Genomic DNA, 22,293 nt, shown 5'->3' on the forward strand with positions numbered 1-22,293 from the left:
GCATGATCGTCTTTGACTGGAGAGGTTCAGATGTCCGACCTTGCTCAGATCGGCGTTACCGGTCTCGCGGTGATGGGACGTAACCTGGCCCGAAACCTGGCCCGCAACGGTTACGCCGTCGCCGTGCACAACCGCTCCTACGAGCGCACCCGCCGCCTCGTGGACGAGTTCGGGCACGAGGGCACCTTCGTGCCGAGCGAGTCGATGGCCGACTTCGTCGCGTCCCTGGCCCGTCCCCGCGCCGTCATCATCATGGTGAAGGCCGGCGGCCCCACCGACGCCGTCATCGACGAACTGGTCCCACTGCTGGAGCCCGGCGACATGATCGTCGACGCCGGCAACGCCCACTTCGCCGACACCCGCCGCCGCGAACAGGCCCTGCGGGCACAGAACCTGCACTTCGTCGGCACCGGCGTCTCCGGTGGTGAGGAGGGCGCCCTGCTCGGCCCGTCGATCATGCCCGGCGGCTCGCCGGAGTCGTACCAGACCCTCGGCCCGATGTTCGAGAAGATCGCCGCCGTCGTCGACGGCACGCCCTGCTGCGTGCACATCGGCCCGGACGGCGCCGGCCACTTCGTGAAGATGGTCCACAACGGCATCGAATACGCCGACATGCAGCTCATCGCCGAGGCGTACGACCTGCTCCGCGCCGGCATCGGCGCCACCCCGGCGGAGATCGCCGACATCTTCCGCACCTGGAACACCGGCGACCTCGAGTCCTTCCTCATCGAGATCACCGCCGACGTCCTCGGCCACGTCGACGCCGACACCGGCAAGGCGTTCGTCGACATCGTCCTGGACCAGGCCGAGCAGAAGGGCACCGGCCGCTGGACCGTGCAGAGCGCCCTCGACCTGGGCGTGCCCATCACCGGCATCGCCGAGGCGACCTTCGCCCGCTCCCTGTCCGGCCACGCCGACCAGCGTGAGGCCGCCCGGGCCGCCTTCCCGTCGGATTCGGGCGGGCTGTCGGTGGACGACCGTGACCAGTTCATCGAGGACGTGCGCCTGGCGCTCTACGCCTCGAAGATCGTCGCGTACGCCCAGGGCTTCGACCACATCGAGGCCGGCAGCGAGGAATACGGCTGGGACATCGACCGTGGCGCCGTCTCCACGATCTGGCGCGGCGGCTGCATCATCCGGGCCCGCTTCCTCAACCGCATCCGTGAGGCGTACGACGAGAACCCGGGGCTGAAGAGCCTCATGGTCGCGCCGTACTTCGCCGACGCCGTCAACTCCGGCGTCCCGTCCTGGCGCCGCGTGGTCGTGGCGGCCGCGCAGGCGGGCATCCCGACGCCCGCGTTCTCCTCGTCCCTGGCCTACTTCGACGGGCTGCGCGCCGAGCGCCTGCCGGCCGCGCTGATCCAGGGCCTCCGGGACAACTTCGGTGCGCACACGTATCGCCGGACGGACCGCGACGGCACGTTCCACACGCAGTGGGCCGGCGACAAGAAGGAGCACTCGGCCTGACGCTCACTTTCCCGTGATCCCGTAGACCTTGTGTTCCCCTGGGTGCGCAAGGTCTACGGGATCATGAGAAACGGCGACCAGCACGGCGCCGACCAGGGCGGCGAGCGCGGTCACCGCGAACGCCGCCCCGAACGACCCGCCACCCCCGAGGACCAGCGTCAGCACCGCGACCGTGACCGCCCCCGCCAGGTACTGCGACGTCGTCAGCACCGCCCCCGCCGAGGACTGCTGCGCCGCCGGGACGTCCCGGCCGCCGAGCAGGAACATCGCCGTGTAGATCATCCCGTGCGCGAAGCCGCTCAGCAGGAGCCCCGGCAGCAGGCCGGCGGCGTAGGACGCGCCGCCGAACGCCGCGAGCCAGCCCAGTCCGAGCGCCGCCAGGGCGAAGCCGCCCGAGAGGACCGCCGCGGTGCCGAAGCGGCGCACCGCCCGGCCGGTGACCGCGCTGCCCAGGGTGACGAGCGCGGCGAGCGGCAGGAAGGCCAGCCCGGCCCGCAGCGGGGCGTAGCCGCGTGACGTCTGCAGCAGCAGCGTCACCAGGTAGAACTCGGAGCCGACGCTGGCCATGTACAGCGCCGTCGCCGCCGCGCCCACCCGCAGGCTCCGGATGCGCCGCAGCGACCGGTCCACCAGTGGCGCGCGACCGGTGCGTTCGTGCGCGACGAACCCGGCGGTCAGCAGGACGAAGGCGGTGAGGGTGGCGAGGGTGGCCGGGGCGGTCCAGCCGGCGGTGCCGGCGAGGGTGAGGCCGAGGACCGCGCCGAGGGCGGCGCCGGTGCCGAGCAGCGCACCGGGCAGCGGCACGCGAGCGCCACCCGCGGCCGCGGACCGCAGCCAGACGAGCCCGCCGGCCAGGCACAGCAGCGTCACGGGCACGTTGACGAAGAACGTCCAGCGCCACGACACGCGGGTCAGCACGCCACCGAGGACGACGCCGGCGGCGAGACCCGACGCGCCGACGGCACCCCACACCGACAAGGCCCGGGACCGGGCTGAGGATCGGGTTGAGAACATCGTGCCGAGCAGCCCCAGGATCGCCGGTTGCAGCAGCGCGGCGGCGAGGCCCTGGGTGAACCGGGCAGCGAGCAGCACCCCGCCGGAGGACGCGAGCCCGCCGCCGGCGCTGGCCAGGCCGAACACGGCCATCGCGGCGACGAACAGCCGGCCGGCGCCGACCCGGTCGGCGAGGCGGCCGCCGACGAGCAGGAAACCGGCGAAGGGCACCGCGTAGGCGCTCACCACCCACTGCGCGGCCGGCAGCTCCAGTCCCAGGTCCCGGGACATGCCGGGCAGCGCCACGTAGACGATCGAGTAGTCCAGGGCCAGGAGGAACTGGGCGAGGGACAGCAGGAGCAACGGCATGCAAGGATCATCGAAGGTTCACATCGATGTCAACGTCAAGCGGGAGTGAGCATGCGCATAGGCGAGTTGTCCCGCCGGACCGGGATCCCCACCCGCCTGCTGCGGTACTACGAGGAGCAGGGGCTGCTCACGCCGGTGCGGCTGGCCAACGGGTACCGCGACTACGCCGACCGGCTCGTCGACCGGGTGGAGCAGATCCGTGGGCTGCTCGACGCGGGGCTGCCGACCCGGGTGATCCGGGAGGTGCTGCCCTGCACCGACAACCCGTGCACCATCACGGTCACCGACGCCAGCGACGAGCTCGTCGGGCTGCTGGAGGCGGAGCGCGACAAGATGGACGCCCGGATCGAGTGCCTGGCCCGCAACCGCGACGCCATCGCCGCGTATCTGCGCCAGGTGGAGGCGGCAAGAAAACGGTGACAACCATTTCCGGGGCCGGCGTTGTTGACCGGCCAGGGAGGGTGACCGATGGAGGACTTCGAGGCGTATGTCAGCGCGGCGTGGCCGCGGCTGCTTCGCTCGGCGTGGCTGCTGACACACGACTGGCACCGGGCGGAGGACCTGGTCCAGACGGTGCTGGCGCGCGCGTACGGCCGCTGGCCGCGGATCAAGGACGGTGCGCCGGACGCGTACCTGCGGGCGATGCTCGCCAGCACCTACCTGAGCTGGTGGCGGCGGCGCTGGCGGGGGGAGCTGCCGACGGAGCAGCTGCCGGAGCAACCGGCGGGTGGCGGCGAGCTCGAGGGGGTTGAGCTGCGCCACCTGCTCGCTGATGCCCTCGCCCGGCTGCCGCGGCAGCAGCGGGCGGTGCTGATGCTGCGCTTCCACGGCGACTTCACCGAGGCGGACACCGCGCGAGCCCTCGGCCTGCGGATCGGCACCGTCAAGTCCCACACGTCGCGCGCCCTGGCGGCGTTGCGCCACGACCCGCAGCTGCGGGCATTACTGAGCGAAGGAGCGGGTCGATGAGCGACGAGGAACAGGTCATCGACCTGCTCGACCGGGCGACGGCGTCAGTGCCGGCGGCGCTGCTGGAGGCGCCGCACGCCGCGATCCGGCGCCGGGTGCGCCGCCGCCGCGCGGCCGGTTGGACCGCTGCCGCGGCCGCCGCACTGCTGATCATCGCTGGGTTCGCCGTCGCCCGGCCGGGTCCGGCCGCCCAGATGCCGGCCGCGCCCGGGGCCGCGCCCGCGGCCACGTCCGCGCAAGAAGCGCCGGGCGTGCCGTGGCTCGGCGCTCGGATCGACCGGACCGGCACCAGGCTCACCGTCTACGCGGTGCCGCTGCTCGGCAAGTGTGTCGCCGAGCGGGACCCCAACCGCGACGACCTGGTGCTGGACGACGACCGCGTCACGGTGCAGCTCGACGGCATCTACACCGGCTGCGCCGACGACACGCAGGTGACCTCGCGGACGTTCACGCTGCCCCAGGCGCTCGGCGACCGGTTCGTGGTGGATGGCCGGAGCCCCAGGGGTCAGCCGTTCCTCTTCTCCGACAAGGACGTGCCGGACTTCGCGGCCGGCGGCTGGAGCGAGCAGAAGGCGGTCTGGCTCAACTCCGGCGCCGCGGTCCTCCAGCTGTATCTCACCCGGCCCGGCGGCCCCGACCTGATCTTCACGCCGGCCCGCTGGCAGCCGGAGCCCGACGGCCGGGTCGCCACGCCCGATCACACCCTTACCCTGGGCGATCTCCAGATCGACGTGTACAACCGGCCCGGTCAGCAGGCCGCCGGCTGGTTCTCGTCGCACAACTCGGATGTGCGCTTCATGCTGACGGTGGCCGGCAACCCGCTCGAAAAGGACGCGTTCGACGCGCTGCTGCGTGGTATGACCTGGGCGTGACCACACCCCTTACCGAGCCAGTCATCGAGGTGGCGACCCCCGCGCATCGTGCCGCGGCGGTCGCCACCGTCGTCTCCGCGTTCGCCGCCGACCCGGCGTTCCGGTACTTCTGCCCCGACGACGAGACGTACCTCAGCGACGCGGAGGCGATCGCCGGCGGGCTGTTCGACTCGCGGGTCGGGCACGGCACCGTCTGGGTCGCCGACGGCGGGGCGGCCGTCGCCATGTGGGACGGGCCGGACGCGCCGCCGTCGAGCCACACGCCGATCGGGCGGTTCGCGGTGTACGAGCATGCCGTCGCCGCCGTGATGCCGAGGTATCCACGCTGGTATCTCGGGGTCCTCGCCTGCCACCCGGAGCGCCGTGGACAGCGGCTCGGCCGCGCCGTGATGGCGCCGGGCCTGCGCCGGGCCGCCGGCGCCGGGCTGCCGGCGCTGCTGGAGACGTCCAATCCCGGCAACGTCGCGGTGTACCGCAGCGTCGGCTTCGACGTCCTGGAACACCTGACCGTCGATGCCGAGCTGCCGGTCTGGATCATGCGCCGGCCGTAACACGGCGGCGCGGCCGCGCTGACCTGGGGAGAGCGCTCCCGCAAGCATCACATCAGGCTTTGTCACTGCGCGACGCAGCGTCAAGCGGCCGTGAGCTGCTGGTAGTCGATGTTTGGAGAGCGCTCTCCCATTCGGGCGGAAGCATTGACACGATTCGAGCAAGGGTTCACAGTGACCGGATGAGAGAGCGCTCTCTCATCCCTCCGCAACACACTGGTCACCCGAGCGACATGAATGGAGCTCCCTATGAGTTGGTCGGCACCCGCCCCCGGCCATCGACGTCTCTCACGATTTACGACCGGCCGGCGCACCCTTCGCGCCGGTGCCATCGCCACCGCGGTGGCCGCGATGCTGTGCACCTACATCGTCGTGGTCGTGACCCGCGCCGACGCCGCGGAGACCCTGCTGTCGCAGGGTAAGCCCACCACCGCGTCGTCGACGGAGAACGCCGGCACCCCCGCCACCAGCGCCACCGACGGTAACGGTGGCACCCGCTGGTCCAGCGCATACAGCGACCCGCAGTGGATCCAGGTCGACCTGGGCTCCACCCAGACGCTCACCCGCGTCGCCCTGAACTGGGAAGCGGCGTACGCGACGGCGTACCAGATCCAGACCTCCGCCAACGGGTCGACCTGGACGAACGTCTACAGCACCACGACCGCCACCGGCGGCAACCAGAGCCTGCCCGTGAGCGGCACCGGCCGCTACGTCCGGGTCTACACCACCGCCCGCGCCACGCAGTACGGCGTCTCGCTGTGGGAGTTCCAGGTCTACGGCGGCGACGTCACGCCCGGCACCTGCGGCACCGCCAATGCCGCGCTCGGCAAGACCTACAGCGCCTCGTCGACGGAGAACGCCGGCACGCCCGCCTCGTCCGCGTTCGACGGCAACACCGGCACCCGCTGGTCCAGCGCCGCGAGCGACCCGCAGTGGGTCCAGGTCGACCTCGGCTCCACCCAGGCCGTCTGCGGCGTCACGCTGAACTGGGAAGCGGCGTACGCGACCGCGTACACGATCCAGGTCTCCACCAACGGCACGACCTGGACGAACATCCACACCGCGACCGGCTCGACCGGCGGTGTGCAGACGCTCACGGTCACCGGCACCGGCCGCTACGTGCGGATGAACGGCACCGCCCGGGCCACCCAGTGGGGCTACTCGCTGTGGGAGTTCCAGGTCCGTACCCAGGGCGTGCCGCCGACCACCAGCGACACGCCGAGCCAGCCGAGCAACTCGCCGAGCCAGCCGCCGGGGAACACGGTCCTGCTGTCGTACAAGAAGCCGGCCGTCGCGTCGACCTCGCAGAACGACAGCAACTGCAACCCGTGCACGCCGGACAAGGCGTTCGACAACGACCCCGCGAGCCGCTGGGCGACGAGCCCGACGAACGGCTGGGTCGACCCGGGCTGGATCTACGTCGACCTCGGCGCGACCGCGCAGATCAAGCAGGTCGTGCTGCAGTGGGACCCGGCCTACGCCGTGGCCTACCAGATCCAGACCTCCAACGACGCGGCCAACTGGACGCAGATCTACGCCACCACGACGGGTAAGGGCTTCAAGGAGACCCTGAATGTCACCGGCACCGGCCGTTACGTCCGGATGTACGGCACCGCCCGCTCCAACGGCTACGGCTACTCGCTGTGGGAGTTCAAGGTGTACGGCACCGGCGGCGCGCCGGTCCAGCCGCCGGCGAACCCGGCCGACCCGATCTTCCCGGCCACCAACCTGGTCTGGGCGGACGAGTTCAACACCGGCACCAACGTCGACACGTCCAAGTGGACGATCGACCCGGGCACCGGCCAGAACGGTGAGATCCAGTACTACACCAACCTGGACAACACCTCCATCCAGGCCGGCTCGCTGGTCATCGAGGCCCGCAAGCAGACCGTCGGCGGCCGCGACTACACCTCCGGCCGGATCAACACCAGCAACAAGTTCTCCACCCAGTACGGCCGCGTCGAGGCCCGGATCAAGGTCCCGAAGGGCAACGGCCTCTGGCCCGCCTTCTGGATGATGGGCACCGACTTCCTGACCGGGCGTCCCTGGCCGTACAACGGCGAGATCGACATCATGGAGATCCTCGGCAAGAACACCAACGAGATCTACTCGACGCTGCACGCGCCGGCCTACAACGGCGGTGGCGGCTACGGCCAGAAGATCTCCACGGTCGACCTGTCGCTGGACTACCACGTCTACTCGACCGAGTGGGACAGCAAGCACATGACGTTCCGCGTCGACAACCAGGTCATCCTGGTCGCCGACAAGGACACCGTCGAGACGACCCGTGGCCCGTGGGTCTACGACCACCAGTTCTACCTGATCCTCAACCTCGCGGTCGGCGGTGACTTCCCGGGCCCGATCGACGCCACCACGCCGTTCCCGTCCCGGATGTACGTCGACTACGTGCGGGTCTACAAGTGAGCGCCCGGGTCCTGGGGAGGAGCTCGGTTCGTCGGCTGACGATCGGGCTTGCGCTCACCGCACTGGTTGGCACGTACGCCTTCATGCAGGGCTCGGCGGATGCCGCCGAGACGCCGATCTCGCAGGGGAAGCCGGTCACGGCCTCCTCGGCGGAGAACGGGGGATCGGCGGCGGCCAACGCCGTCGACGGCAACGGGGGGACCCGGTGGTCGAGCGCGTTCAGTGACCCGCAGTGGCTGCAGGTCGACCTGGGCGCGCCGGCCACCATCACCCAGGTGGTGCTGAACTGGGAGGCCGCGTACGCCCGCGACTTCACCATCCAGACGTCGGCCAACGGCACCTCGTGGACGACGATCAACACCACCGTCAACGGCACCGGCGGCGTGCAGACGCTGAACGTGTCCGGCTCCGGCCGGTATGTGAAGCTCAACACGACCCGCCGGGCCACCCAGTACGGCGTCTCGCTGTGGGAGTTCCAGGTGTTCGGGACGGGCGGCTCGACGCCGACCAACAACCCGACCACCATCCCGCCGGGCGCGGTCCGGGTCGCGGAGTTCCTCGCCGACTGCCCGTTCAGCCACCGGCTGCCGGACGACCCGATCGTGTTCCCGGGCCTGCCCGGGGCGTCGCACATGCACAGCTTCTTCGGCAGCACCGTGACCAACGGCAACAGCACGGTCACCGACCTCGCCAACGGCCCGAGCAACTGCAACCCGGCCGTCGACAAGTCCTCGTACTGGGTGCCCACCCTGTATCAGGACGGGGTCGCGAAGGAGCCCGTGATCACCACGTTCTACTACCTCGGTGAAGGGGTCAACGACGCCGTTCGCGAGAACACCCAGTCGCTGCCCTTCGGACTGCGGATCGTCGCCGGCAACGCCAAGGCGACCGCACCCGACGCGACCACCATCTCCCGGTGGTCGTGCCTGCACCACAACGAGTCCGGCGCGGGCAAGGACTTCATCAACTGCCCGGCCGACTCGATGCTGGAGTCGTACCTCGACTTCCCGCAGTGCTGGAACGGGCGTGACCTGGACTCGGCCGACCACAAGAGCCACATGGCCTACCCGGTCAACGGCGCCTGCCCCGCCACGCACCCCGTCGCGGTGCCGAAGCTGCGGCAGGTCCTGCGGTACCCGGTGAACGGTGACCCCGCACGCATCCGGCTCAGCTCGGGCGCCGGGTTCACCATGCACGGCGACTTCTTCAACGCCTGGCCACAGGCCGAGATGGACCGCCGGGTCGCGTACTGCATCCGCTTGAAGGTCAAGTGCGGCGCAAACGGGCAAGCCTAGGTATTTAAGAACCGGCCGTGGATGGACGTGCCCCAGTTGCCGTCCATCCACGGCTCCCTTTTTCTCACCGCGCGGGGGCACGATCTACCGTGAGACTCATGACGGGCAGCGACACGCGACCACCCACCCTGGAACAGGTCGCCAACTACGCCGGGGTGTCCCGCGCGACGGTCTCCAGGGTGATCAACGGGGTGCAGACCGTCGACCCCGAGCTGCGGCGCACCGTCGAGCGGGCGATCGCCGCGACGGGCTACGTGCCCAACCTCGCCGCCCGGTCGCTCGTCACCCGCCGCACCGACTCGATCGCCCTCGTGGTGTCCGAGCCGGAGAACCGCGGCTACGAGACGCCGTTCCTCACCCGCACGTTCACCGACCCCTACCTGGGCCGGGTCACCGCCGGAGCGCAGGAGGTGCTCCGCCCGCTCGGCATCCACCTGGTCATCTTCCTGGCCGACCCGCCCGCCCGCGAGCACGTCATGCGGTACCTCCGGCAGGGCCACGTCGACGGCGCCCTGCTCATCTCCAGCCACGTCGACGACCCGCTGCCCGGCCAGCTCGTCGACCTCGGCGTGCCGTGCGTGCTGTCCTGCCGCCCCGGCCAGCCGGTGCACACCAGCTACGTCGACGTCGACCAGCGCGCCGGGGTCCGCATGGCCGTCGACCGCCTCGCCGGCCTCGGCCGACGCTGCATCGCCACCATCACCGGCCCCCTCGACATGCCGGCCGCGCAGGACCGCCTCGCCGGCTTCCGCGCCGCCGTCGCCGCCCACGGCCAGACCGACGTCCCCTACGTCGAGGGCGACTTCACCCGCGGCGGCGGCGAACGGGCCGCCCGCACCCTGCTCGCCTCGCATCCCGACGTCGACGGCGTCTTCGTCGCCAACGACCTCATGGCCGACGGTGCTCTGCGCGTCCTCCAGGAAGCCGGCCGGCGCGTCCCCGACGACGTCGCCGTCATCGGCTTCGACGACAGCACCGCCGCCCTGGAGTGCCACCCGCCGCTGAGCACCGTCCGCCAGCCGGTCGAGGAGATGGCGGGGGAGATGGCGCAACTGCTGCTGACCCGCATCCGCGAACCCGGCCGCTCCCCGCGGTCCGTCATCTTCAACCCGGAGCTGATCCTGCGCGCCTCCGCGTGAACCCCGCGACGTAGAGGACTTCTGCGGCGCGACGCCGGGCCTGCCGCGCCGCCGCTACAACCGGCTCGCCGGCGCCGCGGTGGCGTTCCTGGACACCGTCGAGCGCGGCCCGGCGATCCAGTTCGCCGCGGCCCTGGACCCGGCGTTCGCCGCCGCCGTGGCCCTGATCGACCCGCGCCGTGCGACTCCTGCGTGCCATGTCACCGCCCGTGGCCGCCGCGGTCCGGCACCTGATGGGCGGCGCGCCGTCCGATCAGGTAGGGCGGCCGAGGCCGGCCTCGCGGGCCTGGACGATGGCCTGGGTGCGGGTCGGGACGTGCAGCTTGGTGAGGATGGTGGAGACGTTGTTGGCGACCGTCTTGCCGGACAGGTGCAGCATCCGGCCGATCTCGGTGTTGGACAGGCCCGCGGCCAGCCGGTCGAGGATCTCCAGCTCCCGGGCGGTCAGCTGGGGGAACGGGTGGTCCCTCGGCGGCGGCGCGGCGAACCAATCGCGGAGCCGGCCGGCCAGGGCGGCGCCGAAGACGGGCTGGCCGGAGGCGGCGGCGCGGACGGCGGCGATGATGTCGCGGCCCTCGGCGCCCTTGACCAGGTAGCCGAGCGCGCCGGCGCGGACCGCGGCGAAGACCGTGTCGTCGTCCTCGAACATGGTCAGCACGAGCACCGCGGTCGCGGGGCGGCGGGCGAGGATCTCCCGGGTCGCCTCGATGCCGTGCAGGCCGGGCATCTGCAGGTCCATGAGGACGACGTCGGGGGCGAGCTCGACGGCGCGCCGGACGGTCTCCCGGCCGTCGCTGACCTCGCCGACGACCTCGATGTCCTCGACCGTGCCGAACACCGCCCGCAGCCCCTGGCGGACGAGGGGATGGTCGTCGGCGAGCAGGACCCGGGTCACGACGCCACCGCCTTCTCCGTGCCGGTCGTGTCTGCCGCTACCGCGCCCGACCGCGGGAGCGGTGCCACGCCGGACCGCGGGTCCGATGCGGCGCCGCCGTGCGGGATGGGGGGTGCGTTGCCCGGCGGGATCAGGAGGTCGTCGCTGGGTGGCGGGAGCGGGAAGCGGGCCGTCACGGACGCGCCGCCCGCCGGGGCCGGGCCGGCGTGCAGCGTGCCGCCCAGCTCCTCGGCGCGCTCGCGCATCGCGGTCAGGCCGACGCCCGGCTGCCACGGCCGGCCGGTGGTGCCGTCGTCGCCGACCTCCAAGACCAGGTCGCGCTCCCGCACGGCGACCCGGACCCGGCAGTGGGCGGCGTCGCTGTGCCGGACGGTGTTGGTGACCGCTTCCACCGCGATGCGGAACACCGCCACCTCGACGGCCGCGGGCAGCTCCGGCAGGTCACCGGCGGTGACGGTGACCGTGGGGCCGGTGCCGGCCCGGAGCCGGTCCGCCTGGGAGCGGAGCGCGCCGACGAGGCCGAGCTCGTCCAGCGCGGGCGGGCGCAGCCCGTGCACGAGGCGGCGCAGCTCGGCCAGGGCCTGGGTGGTCGCCTCGCGGGCCTCGCCGACGTACCGGGCGGCGCCGGCCGGGTCGGCGTCGAGCCGCGCGGCGGCGGCGTCGAGGGTGAGCCCGACCGCGGTGAGCACCGGGCCGATGCCGTCGTGCAGGTCGCGGCGCAGGCGGCGGCGTTCCTCCTCGCGGGCGGTGACGAGCCGTTCGCGGGAGCGCAGCAGCTCGGCGGTGAGGCCGGCGGCGTGCACGGCGACGCCGAGCTGGCTGGCGACGTCGTCGAGGAGCGCCGCGTCGCGGTCGTCGAAGCCGTCCTCACCACGGCGCGGTCCGGCCGCGAGGAAGCCTTCGACGCGCTGCTCGTACCGCAGCGGCCAACGTCTGACGAGCGGGCCGGGGGATCCGGTGCCGGCGAGGACGGCGCCGTCGGCGCGTTCGATCGCGACGTAGGGCAGGCGCAGCGACGTCGCCGCCGACTCCACGAGGGAGGCCAGGACGTCGCGCTGCGGGACCGCGTTCAGCCGGCGGCCGAGCTCCCGCAGCGTGCGGTACGGGTCGCTGCGGTCGCCGTAGAACAGCCGCTCCACCAGCCGCTGCACCCGGGCCCGCACCGGCGCGAACAGCAGCGCGACGGCCGCGGCCGCGACCGGGGCGGCGAGCCGGTCGGCGGTGAGCCGCACGAGGAGGGCGGAGACGCCGAGGTACGCGCAGACGAGCAGCGCCGTGACCGACGCGTAGACGGCGGAGCGCGCCACGATCGTGTCGATCGCCCAGAGCCGGTACCGCAGCACCGGCACGGCGAGCGTGAGCACGAACAGCACCGGGTCGAGGGCGTTGAACCCGCCCAAGTGGTCGGTGACGGCGAGCGGGAAGAGGGCCAGGGCGGCCAGGATGCCGGCGGCGCGCCACTTGAGCTGCTGGCGTTCGACGCCGCGGGCCCGCAGGTATCGCACGACGACGCCGAGCCCGGCGACCAGGCCGAGCAGCACGACGCCCGGCGCGAGCACCATGAGAGCCTCGCCCGCGGCACCCCTCGGCTCGAGGCCGCCCAGCTCCTCGGCCGTCACCGCGACCACGATGCCGCCCACGACGACGAGGACCGTGCCGGTGACCAGCGCGATCTCCAGGACCCGTCCGCGCCACGTCGCCGGGCGGCCGGCCGGGAACCGGACGTTGATCAGGCCCTGCACGGCGATCGGCAGGAAGCCGAAGCTGGTGGCGGCCAGGCCGCACCGGATGAGGAAGCCGTCGGCGCCGCGACCCGCCGCCTCGTACGCCGGCAGCACCGCCACGACCTGCACGACGATCAGGACGGCGGCGCCGGCGAGCAGCCAGCCGAACGGCAGGTCCGGCCGCCGGTGGATGAGGACGGCCCCGGCGACGCCGTAGGACACCATCGTGGCGAGGGACTCCAGCCACCCCTGCTCGTCGGGCGCCCGGTGCCCCTCGGCCAACCACGCGAGCAGGAAGACGACGCCGGTGATGACGACGGCCAGGGTCGCCGCCGCGCATCGGGCGGCGGCGGGGCTGGGTTCGCGGGCGGTGTCGATGCGATGAGCATCGCGCCCGGCCGGCCGGTGCGGCAATGGCCGGCGTTCCCGTGAGGGCGGGAGTTCCTCCCGGCGGGTCGGGAACGGCAGCCCTGGGCCGGGGTACGGCCGCGCCCGCACGCTCGATGGACTTCGACAACCATTGAGGAGATGTCATGAGGACCATCCGGTACACGGCCGCGCTCGCCACCGTCGTCATGTCGCTGATGAACCTGCCGTTCGCGTTGGACGACGGCGGCGCCGGCCTGGCCATGCCCGTCCGGATCCTGGTCAGCCTGCTGGGGCTGCTCGGGCTCGGCGCCGCGGTCGCGCTGCTCGCCAAGGCCTCGTGGGGGGCGGCGGCGGTCGTCGCGATCGGCGCCGTCAACCTGGTCGGCGCGGTGGTGAGCGTCGCGGCCGGCATGGAGGGCGGTCTGATCGGGCTCACGGTGAGCCTGGTCATGACCGGCCTCGCGGTGGCGGCGCTGGTGCTGCAGGGCCGCGCCGCGCCGCGGGCCGCCTGACCCCGGCGGGTCACTCCGGGAGCGCCGGCACGACCCGCGCCTGGCCCGGGAGCGGCGTGCCGCTTCCCTGCCCCTCGACCGCCCCGATGCCCGCGCGGACGGCCTGCGCACCCGGGTTCCAGCTTGGGGTTCGCTGCGCACCCGCACGGCAGCGCGGTGGGCCCCCGGCCGGACCTACGGCTGGGGGTCCTCGCGGCGGGCACGGCGCTTCCAGGCGTCCTCGATGCCGGCGCGCACGGCGGCCCGGACGACCAGGTAGATCGACGCGCAGCCGAGGGCCCACAACAGGACGGTGACGCCGGCGGCGCCCGGATCGGACATGGCGCCGATCATAGCGATCCGTCAATCGGCGTTCCATCCCGGCGGCCCCGGCCCGGCCCCGGCCCCGGCAAGAGTGCCGGTCCGGGTCGGCGGGTCCGGGTGAGAGGGTCCGGGTCAGCGGCGCCGGGTCAGCGGGCGGTCCGGCGGTTGGTGCGGCGGCGGGGGGCGGGCTTGGCCTTGCCGCGGCTCTTGGCCTTGCGGCGGGGGACGACGGCCTGCCAGCGCCGCTGGCGCAGGATCTTCTCGTAGCGTTCGACCAGCCGCTCGCGCTGCTTCTTCGTGCAGCCGAGCTGCTCCGGCTCGAGGCGGGCGATCCGGTCGGCGATCACGGCGGCGGCGGCGAACCGGGCCCAGGTCGGCTTCTGCCGGGCCAGGCGGCGGGCGTGGGCGGCGAGCACGTGCCGGGCCGGCGGGTAGTCCGCGAGGCTCATGCCCTGGCCGGAGCCGTCGGCCATGGCCCGCAGCAGCGCCGCGGCGTGGTCGACGACCTCGTCGTCGGCGTCGGGGTCGATGATCGCGGCGTGCAGGTGCGCGGCGGTCGCGACGGCGACGGCGGTCACCGCGTCGAGGTCGTCGCCGGCACAGGCGTGCCGCAGCAGCCAGTCGCGCACCTCGGGCAGGACCGCGACGGTGCACAGCGCCTCGATGGCGTGCACCCGGCCCCAGCCGCGGGTCCGCGCGGCGAGCCACAGCAGCGCCTCGATGCCGGCGTCGCCGCGGTGGCGCAGCGACTCGACGGCGAGGGCGCCGAACTCGGCGGAGAGCAGGCCGATCGTGCGGATGAGCTCGATGTCCTTGTCGGAGGCGGTCTCGTCGGTGCCGAGCAGCGCCAGCCCGACGGCGACCTCGCGCCGGTCGACGCCGTAGCGGACCAGCCACCGGCCGGTCCGCCGGACCCGTTTGCGACCGGCCCGCAGCGCCGCGGCGGCGACGTGCTCGTTGTCGTTGACGGGCACGTACACCCCGTCGAACGCCCCGACGAGCGCCCTGGGTGCGGCAGCCGGCGAGGCGAAGTGCTTGTCGAGGATCTTCGCGACGTCCGCGCCGACCCGCCGGGCGTCGCCGCCGATGCCCGTGCGGGGGCGCTGATCGTCTGGGTACGGCGCACCACCGGCGGGCAGTGGGTCGTCCTTGCCCTGGCGGTGCAGCAGCACCGCGTGGTCGTGGAGCCGTTCACGGATCATGGCCAGAGATGGTGTCACACCGCAGGTCACATGACGAGACGCAGTTTTCTGGCGGCGACGCCGACGGTGAGCCGCTGCCCCCACGACAGCTCCAGGCGGTCGGCCTCCAGGCCGTCGGCGAACACGACGAGGCCCTCGCCCTCGCTCGTCAGCTCCAGGGTCGCGGTGCCCTCGAGGCGGCCGCTGGTCAGCGTGACACCGGTCGCCGGCGACGGCCACGCCTCGCGGACGAACCAGGTCAGCGCCGGCTCGGCGGGGGCGGGACGGTCCGGGGCGTCGGCGCGCTGCCGGGCGATCGAGGAGCACCAGCCGGTCGCGCCGGTCCCGGTGCCGACGACGACCCCGGAGGACGAATGCCGTTCCCGCGCACCGTCCGATGTGGACAGTGTGTACCGGGCCGACTGGTGCGTGACGTGCCCGAAGTAGATCTCGTTGAGGCCGAGCAGCTCCTGACCGTCGTCGAGCGCGGCGGACACCATCGTGCGGTCCTGGACCGGCAGGCCGGGCAGGTCGCGCAGCAGCCGCCGCAGCGCCTTCGGAGGGTGGCGGACGAGCACGCCCGGGTTCCGCTCGGGCGCGGGGTTGACCCCGATGACCGGCTGCCCGTCGAGGTACTTGGCGACGTTGGCGACCAGGCCGTCCTGCCCGACCGCCACGACGACGTCCTCCGGCGCGAACAGGAACCGCGACAGGTCGGCCCGGTCGAGGTGGCCGCGGCGCCAGTCGGCGGGCACGGCCGCGCCGGCCGTGGTGAGCGCGGCCTGCTGGGCCGTGTGCCGGGCCGCGACCTCGTCGAGGTCGCGGCCGCGCTGGCGCAGGAAGTACGCGGCGGCGGCGCGGGTGCCGTGCCGGGCGAGCAGCTCGTCGAGCTCGCTGCGCCGCGACACCAGCACCACCCGTGGCGCGAGCGTGCTCATGACGGCCCTGCCCATGCACTCATGACGTGCTCCCTTCTCTTCCGGATCACGGAATGGGGGGGGTCAGCGGCCGAGGCGGTCGACGAGGCCGGTCAGCACGTCCGGGGTGACCGTCAGCTGGCCGATCTCGGGCAGGTTGCCGGCGAGCTCGCGCAGCGCCAGGGCCTGCAGGATGCCGGGAGCCAGGTCCCGGTACGCGGCCAGGCGCGCGGTCTCCGCCTCGGCCTCGGCGAGCCCGACGGCACGGACACCCTCGGCGCGTGCCTCGGTGCGGGCCCGGTCGGCGTCGGCCTCGGCGGCGGCGGTGAGCCGGGCCCGCTCGGCGTCGGCGAGCGCGGTCACCTTCGACCGTTCCGCGGCCGCGGTCGCCGCGACCTGCTCGCGCTCGGCCACGGCCTGGGCCGCGACGAGGGCCGCGGCGGCGTCGACCTCGGCCTTGCGGCGGGCGTTGGCGCCGTGCTGCTCGACCAGCTGCTGCTCGCGGCGGGCCAGCTCGATCTTGCTCTGCAGCTCGTTCTCGGCGATCGTGCGCTCCTGCTCGACGGCGCGGGCCCGGCGGGCGTACGTGGCCTTGTCCGCCTCCTGCTGCACCGCCTCGCGGGTCGGGGTCTGCAGGGCCCGCTCCAGGTCCGGCTCGGGGCGGATCGCGACGACCCGGGCGCTGACCACGCTGACGCCGGTGTCGGTGAGGCGGGGGTCGCCGCCGAGTGCCTCGGCGACCGCCTCGCGGACCGGGGCGATGCCGGTGGTCAGCGCGTCGGTCAGGGTCAGCCGCGCGAGCAGGTCCAGGGCGGGCTGCTGGGCGAGCTCGGCGAGGAGCGTGGCGACCTGGTCCAGGGGCTGCCCCCGCCACGAGCCGGCCTGCGGGTCGACGGAGAAGTCGAGGCGGGAGGCGGCCACGTCGGGGGCGCTGATCCGGTAGGTGACCGTCGCCTGCACCGTGACGTCGGCGAAGTCCGCGGTCCGGGCGTGGAACAGCAGCGGCAGCTCCCGGTCGTCGACGGGCACCTCGGACAGCACGGCGGTCAGCGGCCGGTAGTAGAACGACTGGCCGATGCCCTCGTGCCGGACCTTGCCCTTGACGTGGTGGCGGACCCAGGAGGTCGGCGCGCCGCGCAGGTGGCGCAGGAAGAAGCGGGTGGTCACATCGGCCATGGTGGCCCTCCCCAATGAGTTATCGTCGACTTGACGATATAAGTCGTCGACCTTTCTCGTCAATGTGGTGATAAATACATGTCGTTCGCCGTGACCGTCGACCTGGTGCTGCTGACGATCCGCGAGGGTGCCCTCAGCGTCCTGCTGATCCGCCGGGCGATCCCGCCGTACCAGGGCGGAAGCGCGCTACCGGGCGGCTTCGTGCTGCCGGAGGAGGACCTCGACGACGCCGCCGAGCGCGAACTGGTGGAGGAGACCGGGCTGCGCGGGGCGGGGCACCTCGAGCAGCTCGGCAGCTACGGCGCGCCCGGCCGGGACCCGCGCGGCAGGGTCGTCACGATCGCCTACCTGGCCCTGGTCCCGGACGCGCCGTCACCGCGGGCCGGCAGCGACGCCGCCGAAGCGGACTGGGTGCCGGTCGCCGCGCTGCCACCCCTCGCGTTCGACCACGGGCGCATCCTCGCCGACGGGATCGAGCGGGCCAGGGCGAAACTGGAGTACACGCCCCTCGCGGCCGCCTTCTGCCCGCCGGAGTTCACGATCGCCGAGCTGCGCCAGGTGTACGAGTCGGTCTGGGGCACCCGGCTCGACCCGCGCAACTTCCACCGCAAGGTGACGTCCACCGACGGCTTCGTCGTGGCGACCGGCCGCTCCACCGCAGGCGAAAGGGGCCGCCCCGCGCAGCTGTTCGTGCGCGGGGCGGCCCCGGTGCTGTATCCGCCGTTGTTGCGGAAGGGTTAGAGACGCAGGTCGTTCGTCACCGCCCGGCCCTGCCCGGAGAGCAGGGCGTCGAACGTGGTCGTGAGCGCGAACGGGTCCGCGACCACCGGCGACTCCCGCCGGCCGACCAGGTCCGCGAGCTCGCGGCCGGCCCGGTCGATGCGCCGGTGCAGGGTCGCGTCGCCGCCGCCGGCCCAGTCCTCCGTCGCGGCGAACACCGACGTCGGCGCCACCACCGCGTGCAGGTAGGTGAACATCGGCCGGAGCGCGTGCTCCAGGGCCAGGGAGTGCCGGGCGGTGCCGCCGGTCGCGCCGAGCAGCACCGGCTTGTCGGTGAGCACGTCGTCGCCGAGGACGTCGAAGAACGACTTGAACAGGCCGCTGTAGGAGGCGTTGAAGATCGGCGACACCGCGATCACCCCGTCGGCCGCCGCGACCGCGTCCAGGACGTCCTTGAGCTCGGGTGCCGGGAAGCCGGTCAGCAGGTGGTCGGTGATGTCGTGGGCGTGGTCGCGCAGCTCCACCACCCGCACCTCGGTGCCGGTGCCGATCTCCCGGGCGGCCGCGGCGGCGAGCCGGTCCGCGAGGAGCCGGGTCGACGACGGCTGGCTCAGCCCGGCGGCGATCACCACGAGGCGTTTCATGCGTCCACCTTCTCGGTCTGGGCCGCCTTCAGGGAGGCGTGCGTGGGGGCGTCCGGCACGTGCGCGGGGCGGCCGACCGCGAACTCCTTGCGCAGCACCGGCACGACCTCCTCGCCGAGGATGTCGAGCTGCTCCAGGACCGTCTTCAGCGGCAGCCCGGCGTGGTCGAGCAGGAACAGCTGGCGCTGGTAGTCACCGACGTACTCCCGGAACGACAGCGTCCGGTCGATGACCTCCTGCGGGCTGCCCACGGTCAGCGGGGTCTGCGCGGTGAAGTCCTCCATCGACGGGCCGTGCCCGTAGACCGGGGCGTTGTCGAAGTACGGCCGGAACTCCCGCTTGGCGTCCTGCGAGTTCTTGCGCATGAACACCTGCCCGCCGAGCCCGACGATCGCCTGGTCGGCGCCGCCGTGCCCGTAGTGCTCGAAGCGCTGGCGGTACAGCCCGATCATCCGCTGGGTGTGCTCCTTGGGCCAGAAGATGTGGTTGGCGAAGAACCCGTCGCCGTAGTAGGCCGCCTGCTCGGCGATCTCGGGACTGCGGATCGAGCCGTGCCACACGAACGGCGGGACACCGTCGAGCGGGCGCGGGGTCGCCGTGAAGCCCTGCAGGGGGGTGCGGAACTTGCCCTCCCAGTCCACCACGTCCTCGCGCCACAGCCGGCGCAGCAACGCGTAGTTCTCCACGGCCAGGGCGATGCCGTTGCGGATGTCCTGGCCGAACCACGGATACACGGGCCCGGTGTTGCCGCGGCCCATCATGAGGTCCACCCGGCCGTCGGCCAGGTGCTGCAGCATCGCGTAGTCCTCGGCGATCTTGACCGGGTCGTTGGTCGTGATCAGCGTGGTCGCGGTCGACAGCTGCAGCCGGCTGGTCTTCGCCGCGATCCAGCCCAGCATGGTGGTCGGCGACGACGGCACGAACGGCGGGTTGTGGTGCTCGCCGAGCGCGAAGACGTCCAGGCCGACCTCCTCGGCCTTGAGCGCGATCGTCACCATCGCCTTGACCCGCTCCGCGTCGGTCGGCACCCGCCCGGTGGTCGGGTCCTGCGTGACGTCACCGACGGTGAACACTCCGAACTGCATCTCGCACGCTCCAAGCTCTCAGGTCTGACGGGCAGTAGAACATAGCTGCCGAGTCAAACATTCCGCCGGTGAACTATCGCACGGCGCTCCTTTCCCGCGATGTGGCGCAGGTCTCCGTCAGTTGCCGGCGCTCTCGTAGCGGCGCAGGCCACGGGAGAAGATGAACCAGGCCACGGCCAGGCAGTAGGCGGCGACCACCGGGGTCAGCAGGCCCACCCACGCGTCGCCCGTGTCGAGCACGAACGTGACGGGGAAGAAGCTGACGAAGGCGAACGGCAGGGCGAAGCCCAGCGCCGCCTTCAGGGCCAGGGGGTAGATCGACAGCGGGAAGCGGGCCAGGTCGCCGACCTGGTGCACGGCGAACGCGAACAGCGGGCTCGGGCTCTGCATCCAGAACGACACCGAGTTGGTGGCGAGGTTGATCGCGACCTTCACGGCGATCGCCGACAGCAGCACGATGACGCCGCCGGCGATCCTGCCGACGGTCCAGTCGATGCCCAGGTGGGCGATCGCGAAGCCGAGCATGAGCCCGCCGGTGACGATGTTGGAGATGCCGTTGACGCCGATCTGCATGCTGCTGACCTGCAGCACGATCGGATACGGGCGGACCATCATGTAGTCGAGGTCGCCCTGGTTGATCTGCCAGGCCAGGTTCCACATGCCCTCGAAGAACAGCGAGCCGACGCCCTCGGCGATCGCCACCAGCGCGAACATGGCCACGACCGCCCAGAACGACCAGCCGTTGATGTGCGGCACCTTCGCGAAGATCGCCGCCAGGAACACCACGTTGACGACCTGCATGATGACGGTCCCGACCATCATGATCCAGAAGTCGCTCTCGTACTCCAGCAGGGAGCGCAGGTGCGCACCGAGCAGCCGGACGTACAGCCGGATGGTGCGCATCTCATCCCCCGTTCACGGTCAGCCGGCGAAGCCCCCGCCGGAAGAGCAGGCGGGCGCCGTACCACATGACGAGCACCCAACCGAGCTGCGTGGCGACCAGGAGCACCGCGTGCGTGCCCGACGCCTGCCCGATGAAGATCAGTGCCGGCGTCGAGGTCAGCCCCGCGAACGGCGACCACTGCGCCGTGGTCGCCAGCCAGCCCGGGAAGAACGCCAGCGGCACCAGCGCCCCGGACAGCAGCCCGGTCAGCGCCTGCCTGGCCCACAGCACCCCGACGAAGTTCTCCGTCCAGAAGCAGGCGAGGGTGCTCAGGTACGACACGGCGAACTTCAACGGCACGATCAGCACGATGCTGGCGGCGAACAGGCCCAGCATCGGCCCCGGCGGCGTGTCGAGGGCCCCGCCGATCGCGACGGTGATCGCCACGACGACGATCACGGCGACGGCCTCGATCCACACCCCACCGGCCGTCTCGGCGAACCGGGCCCGCTGGTAGTCCACCGGCTTCACCAGGTCCAATGCGACGAGCCCGGAGCGGATCCGGTGCGACATCCGGAAGTCCACGAACGTGCCGACGAGCGTGGCCGACGCGAACGCGACGACCAGGTAGGCCCGCATGTGCGGCCAGTCGAACCCGCCGACCTGACCGTCGGCGAGCAGGACCTTCCACACCGCCAGCAGCGCGATCAACTGGACTGCGGCCCCCCCGAGGGACAGCAGGAAGTTGCCCCGGTACGCCAGCGCGCTGAGCGCCGCCGCCCGGGCGTGTGCGGTGTATGGCTTCACGGCTGGAGCACCAGCTCGCCGCTGTAGACCCGCCGGATGACGTCCTCGATGGACGGTTCGTCGACGTTGAAGTCGACGAGGTTGGCCAGCGGCGCGAGCGCCGACACGACGTGCCCGGCGGTCATCGTGAACCGGTCGAAGCGCACCCCGAGGTGCAGCGGCGTCTCCCCGGCCTCGATCGCGGCACCCGGCAGCGCGGCCCGCGCGGCCTCCAGCGGCACCACCGTCTCGGTCTGCACGTTGAGGATCCGCTCGCGGGCGAACGCGTCCTTCACCGCCTCCAGGTCGCCGTCGAAGATGATCCGGCCCTCGTCGATGATGACCAGCCGCCGGCAGAAGCCTTCGATGTCGCCGAGGTCGTGGCTGGTCAGCATGACCGTGGTGCCCTCGTCGCGGACGGTGCGGAAGAACTGCCGGACCCGGTCCTTGACCGCGAGGTCGAGCCCGATCGTCGGCTCGTCCAGATACACCACCGGCGGGGCGTGCAGCAGCGCCGCGGCGAGGTCGGCCCGCATCCGCTGGCCGAGCGACAGTTTCCGGCCGAGGACCGGCAGCACCTCGCCGAGCTCCAGGACCTCCTCGAACCTGGCCATGCGGCGCCGGTACGTGCCGTGGTCGATGCCGTAGACGTCGCGCAGGACGGCCAGGGACTCCGACACCGGCAGGTCCCACCACAGCTGGGTCCGCTGCCCGAACAGCACCCCGATCCGGTGCGACACCGCGATGCGGTCCTTCTGCGGCGACAGCCCGTCGATGCGGACCTCGCCGGAGGTCGGCTGCAGGATCCCGCTGAGCAGTTTCACGGTCGTCGACTTGCCGGCGCCGTTGGGTCCCACGTAGGCGACCGCCTCACCGGCGTCGATCGACAGGTCGACGTGGTCGACGGCGGTCTTGTCCACGAACCGCCGCACGAAGAGATGTTTGACGGCGCCCCGCATGCCCGGATCCTTGTCCGGCCGGCGGAACACCTTGGTCAGTTGTCGAGCCTCCACGAGTGCCAT

Annotated in this window: 22 protein-coding genes; 10 read left to right on the forward strand and 12 right to left on the reverse strand. The window is 72.5% G+C overall.

Annotated elements, in window-relative coordinates:
• Positions 1-30 precede the first annotated feature (30 nt).
• A complete protein-coding gene (gene gnd / locus Dsi01nite_RS04575) occupies positions 31-1,467 on the forward strand; it encodes an NADP-dependent phosphogluconate dehydrogenase (protein ID WP_203844727.1) in 1,437 nt (478 codons plus the stop codon).
• Positions 1,468-1,470: 3 nt separating this feature from the next.
• On the opposite strand, the gene Dsi01nite_RS04580 is transcribed toward gnd, so the two are convergent.
• Positions 1,471-2,829, reverse strand: a complete 1,359-nt coding sequence (locus tag Dsi01nite_RS04580) for an MFS transporter (protein WP_203844728.1) — start codon at positions 2,827-2,829, stop codon at positions 1,471-1,473.
• A 51-nt stretch (positions 2,830-2,880) separates the two neighbouring features.
• On the opposite strand from Dsi01nite_RS04580, the gene Dsi01nite_RS04585 reads away from it, so the two are divergent.
• The 7 genes from Dsi01nite_RS04585 (at position 2,881) to Dsi01nite_RS04615 (ending at position 10,076) form a co-directional block, all read left to right on the forward strand.
• Positions 2,881-3,249 carry a MerR family transcriptional regulator gene (locus Dsi01nite_RS04585; protein WP_203844729.1) on the forward strand — a complete coding sequence of 123 codons (369 nt, stop codon included), beginning with the start codon at positions 2,881-2,883 and terminating at the stop codon, positions 3,247-3,249.
• Positions 3,250-3,297: 48 nt separating this feature from the next.
• Positions 3,298-3,798, forward strand: coding sequence for a SigE family RNA polymerase sigma factor (locus tag Dsi01nite_RS04590; RefSeq protein ID WP_203844730.1), 501 nt, complete (start codon positions 3,298-3,300; stop codon positions 3,796-3,798).
• Complete coding sequence (locus tag Dsi01nite_RS04595; RefSeq protein WP_203844731.1) at positions 3,795-4,670, forward strand: hypothetical protein; 876 nt, start codon at positions 3,795-3,797, stop codon at positions 4,668-4,670. Before Dsi01nite_RS04590 ends, Dsi01nite_RS04595 begins: the two co-directional genes overlap by 4 nt.
• Positions 4,667-5,221, forward strand: coding sequence for a GNAT family N-acetyltransferase (locus tag Dsi01nite_RS04600; protein ID WP_239135680.1), 555 nt, complete (start codon positions 4,667-4,669; stop codon positions 5,219-5,221). The genes Dsi01nite_RS04595 and Dsi01nite_RS04600 overlap by 4 nt, the downstream gene beginning before the upstream one ends.
• 348 nt (positions 5,222-5,569) lie before the next feature.
• Complete coding sequence (locus Dsi01nite_RS04605) at positions 5,570-7,642, forward strand: discoidin domain-containing protein (RefSeq protein WP_203844732.1); 2,073 nt, start codon at positions 5,570-5,572, stop codon at positions 7,640-7,642.
• Positions 7,643-7,725: 83 nt separating this feature from the next.
• Complete coding sequence (locus tag Dsi01nite_RS58685) at positions 7,726-8,937, forward strand: DUF1996 domain-containing protein (RefSeq protein ID WP_308442010.1); 1,212 nt, start codon at positions 7,726-7,728, stop codon at positions 8,935-8,937.
• Positions 8,938-9,035: 98 nt separating this feature from the next.
• Positions 9,036-10,076, forward strand: coding sequence for a LacI family DNA-binding transcriptional regulator (locus Dsi01nite_RS04615; protein WP_203844733.1), 1,041 nt, complete (start codon positions 9,036-9,038; stop codon positions 10,074-10,076).
• Positions 10,077-10,329: 253 nt separating this feature from the next.
• Here the strand turns inward: Dsi01nite_RS04615 and Dsi01nite_RS04620 are convergent, their stop codons facing one another.
• Both Dsi01nite_RS04620 and Dsi01nite_RS04625 read right to left on the reverse strand, forming a co-directional pair.
• Positions 10,330-10,971 (reverse strand): response regulator transcription factor, encoded by a 642-nt coding sequence (locus Dsi01nite_RS04620; protein ID WP_203844734.1) that lies wholly within the window; start codon positions 10,969-10,971, stop codon positions 10,330-10,332.
• Positions 10,968-13,193 (reverse strand): sensor histidine kinase, encoded by a 2,226-nt coding sequence (locus Dsi01nite_RS04625; protein ID WP_203844735.1) that lies wholly within the window; start codon positions 13,191-13,193, stop codon positions 10,968-10,970. The genes Dsi01nite_RS04620 and Dsi01nite_RS04625 overlap by 4 nt, the downstream gene beginning before the upstream one ends.
• A 35-nt stretch (positions 13,194-13,228) precedes the next feature.
• Between Dsi01nite_RS04625 and Dsi01nite_RS04630 the strand changes: the two genes are divergently transcribed.
• Complete coding sequence (locus Dsi01nite_RS04630) at positions 13,229-13,576, forward strand: hypothetical protein (RefSeq protein WP_203844736.1); 348 nt, start codon at positions 13,229-13,231, stop codon at positions 13,574-13,576.
• Between the two features lie 174 nt (positions 13,577-13,750).
• On the opposite strand, the gene Dsi01nite_RS04635 is transcribed toward Dsi01nite_RS04630, so the two are convergent.
• The 4 genes from Dsi01nite_RS04635 to Dsi01nite_RS04650 all read right to left on the reverse strand — a co-directional run bounded on the left by Dsi01nite_RS04635 (position 13,751) and on the right by Dsi01nite_RS04650 (position 17,153).
• Positions 13,751-13,897, reverse strand: coding sequence for a hypothetical protein (locus Dsi01nite_RS04635; protein ID WP_203844737.1), 147 nt, complete (start codon positions 13,895-13,897; stop codon positions 13,751-13,753).
• Positions 13,898-14,025: 128 nt separating this feature from the next.
• The gene (locus tag Dsi01nite_RS04640) at positions 14,026-15,081 is read right to left on the reverse strand and encodes a hypothetical protein (RefSeq protein WP_203844738.1); all 1,056 of its coding nucleotides are present in this window, start codon (positions 15,079-15,081) and stop codon (positions 14,026-14,028) included.
• Positions 15,082-15,107: 26 nt separating this feature from the next.
• Positions 15,108-15,998: a hypothetical protein gene (locus tag Dsi01nite_RS04645; RefSeq protein ID WP_203844739.1), complete on the reverse strand. Its 891-nt coding sequence runs from the start codon at positions 15,996-15,998 to the stop codon at positions 15,108-15,110.
• Between the two features lie 63 nt (positions 15,999-16,061).
• Positions 16,062-17,153, reverse strand: a complete 1,092-nt coding sequence (locus Dsi01nite_RS04650) for an SPFH domain-containing protein (RefSeq protein WP_203844740.1) — start codon at positions 17,151-17,153, stop codon at positions 16,062-16,064.
• Positions 17,154-17,231: 78 nt separating this feature from the next.
• Between Dsi01nite_RS04650 and Dsi01nite_RS04655 the strand changes: the two genes are divergently transcribed.
• Positions 17,232-17,894 (forward strand): NUDIX hydrolase, encoded by a 663-nt coding sequence (locus tag Dsi01nite_RS04655; protein WP_203844741.1) that lies wholly within the window; start codon positions 17,232-17,234, stop codon positions 17,892-17,894.
• Here the strand turns inward: Dsi01nite_RS04655 and Dsi01nite_RS04660 are convergent.
• The 5 genes from Dsi01nite_RS04660 to Dsi01nite_RS04680 form a co-directional block, all read right to left on the reverse strand.
• Complete coding sequence (locus Dsi01nite_RS04660; RefSeq protein WP_203844742.1) at positions 17,891-18,517, reverse strand: FMN reductase; 627 nt, start codon at positions 18,515-18,517, stop codon at positions 17,891-17,893. The two genes, Dsi01nite_RS04655 and Dsi01nite_RS04660, sit on opposite strands and share 4 nt — an antisense overlap.
• Positions 18,514-19,602, reverse strand: a complete 1,089-nt coding sequence (locus Dsi01nite_RS04665; protein ID WP_203844743.1) for an LLM class flavin-dependent oxidoreductase — start codon at positions 19,600-19,602, stop codon at positions 18,514-18,516. The genes Dsi01nite_RS04660 and Dsi01nite_RS04665 overlap by 4 nt, the downstream gene beginning before the upstream one ends.
• 117 nt (positions 19,603-19,719) lie before the next feature.
• Entirely contained in the window at positions 19,720-20,505 is a 786-nt protein-coding gene (locus tag Dsi01nite_RS04670; RefSeq protein WP_203844744.1) for an ABC transporter permease, read from the reverse strand.
• 1 nt (position 20,506) lies between these two features.
• Positions 20,507-21,292 carry an ABC transporter permease gene (locus Dsi01nite_RS04675; RefSeq protein ID WP_203844745.1) on the reverse strand — a complete coding sequence of 262 codons (786 nt, stop codon included), beginning with the start codon at positions 21,290-21,292 and terminating at the stop codon, positions 20,507-20,509.
• A complete protein-coding gene (locus tag Dsi01nite_RS04680; protein ID WP_203844746.1) occupies positions 21,289-22,293 on the reverse strand; it encodes an ABC transporter ATP-binding protein in 1,005 nt (334 codons plus the stop codon). The genes Dsi01nite_RS04675 and Dsi01nite_RS04680 overlap by 4 nt, the downstream gene beginning before the upstream one ends.

This window comes from Dactylosporangium siamense, assembly GCF_016862795.1.
Classification (GTDB): Bacteria; Actinomycetota; Actinomycetes; order Mycobacteriales; family Micromonosporaceae; genus Dactylosporangium; species Dactylosporangium siamense.

What these genes read in the sequence shown, in the direction of transcription:
- gnd (WP_203844727.1), top strand. Translation starts at nt 31, where the DNA reads ATGTCCGACCTTGCTCAGATCGGCGTTACCGGTCTCGCGGTGATGGGA.
- Dsi01nite_RS04580 (WP_203844728.1), bottom strand. Translation starts at nt 2,829, where the DNA reads ATGCCGTTGCTCCTGCTGTCCCTCGCCCAGTTCCTCCTGGCCCTGGAC.
- Dsi01nite_RS04585 (WP_203844729.1), top strand. Translation starts at nt 2,881, where the DNA reads ATGCGCATAGGCGAGTTGTCCCGCCGGACCGGGATCCCCACCCGCCTG.
- Dsi01nite_RS04590 (WP_203844730.1), top strand. Translation starts at nt 3,298, where the DNA reads ATGGAGGACTTCGAGGCGTATGTCAGCGCGGCGTGGCCGCGGCTGCTT.
- Dsi01nite_RS04595 (WP_203844731.1), top strand. Translation starts at nt 3,795, where the DNA reads ATGAGCGACGAGGAACAGGTCATCGACCTGCTCGACCGGGCGACGGCG.
- Dsi01nite_RS04605 (WP_203844732.1), top strand. Translation starts at nt 5,570, where the DNA reads ATGCTGTGCACCTACATCGTCGTGGTCGTGACCCGCGCCGACGCCGCG.
- Dsi01nite_RS58685 (WP_308442010.1), top strand. Translation starts at nt 7,726, where the DNA reads ATGCAGGGCTCGGCGGATGCCGCCGAGACGCCGATCTCGCAGGGGAAG.
- Dsi01nite_RS04615 (WP_203844733.1), top strand. Translation starts at nt 9,036, where the DNA reads ATGACGGGCAGCGACACGCGACCACCCACCCTGGAACAGGTCGCCAAC.
- Dsi01nite_RS04630 (WP_203844736.1), top strand. Translation starts at nt 13,229, where the DNA reads ATGAGGACCATCCGGTACACGGCCGCGCTCGCCACCGTCGTCATGTCG.
- Dsi01nite_RS04635 (WP_203844737.1), bottom strand. Translation starts at nt 13,897, where the DNA reads ATGTCCGATCCGGGCGCCGCCGGCGTCACCGTCCTGTTGTGGGCCCTC.
- Dsi01nite_RS04640 (WP_203844738.1), bottom strand. Translation starts at nt 15,081, where the DNA reads ATGATCCGTGAACGGCTCCACGACCACGCGGTGCTGCTGCACCGCCAG.
- Dsi01nite_RS04645 (WP_203844739.1), bottom strand. Translation starts at nt 15,998, where the DNA reads ATGAGCACGCTCGCGCCACGGGTGGTGCTGGTGTCGCGGCGCAGCGAG.
- Dsi01nite_RS04650 (WP_203844740.1), bottom strand. Translation starts at nt 17,153, where the DNA reads ATGGCCGATGTGACCACCCGCTTCTTCCTGCGCCACCTGCGCGGCGCG.
- Dsi01nite_RS04655 (WP_203844741.1), top strand. Translation starts at nt 17,232, where the DNA reads ATGTCGTTCGCCGTGACCGTCGACCTGGTGCTGCTGACGATCCGCGAG.
- Dsi01nite_RS04660 (WP_203844742.1), bottom strand. Translation starts at nt 18,517, where the DNA reads ATGAAACGCCTCGTGGTGATCGCCGCCGGGCTGAGCCAGCCGTCGTCG.
- Dsi01nite_RS04665 (WP_203844743.1), bottom strand. Translation starts at nt 19,602, where the DNA reads ATGCAGTTCGGAGTGTTCACCGTCGGTGACGTCACGCAGGACCCGACC.
- Dsi01nite_RS04670 (WP_203844744.1), bottom strand. Translation starts at nt 20,505, where the DNA reads ATGCGCACCATCCGGCTGTACGTCCGGCTGCTCGGTGCGCACCTGCGC.
- Dsi01nite_RS04680 (WP_203844746.1), bottom strand. Translation starts at nt 22,293, where the DNA reads ATGGCACTCGTGGAGGCTCGACAACTGACCAAGGTGTTCCGCCGGCCG.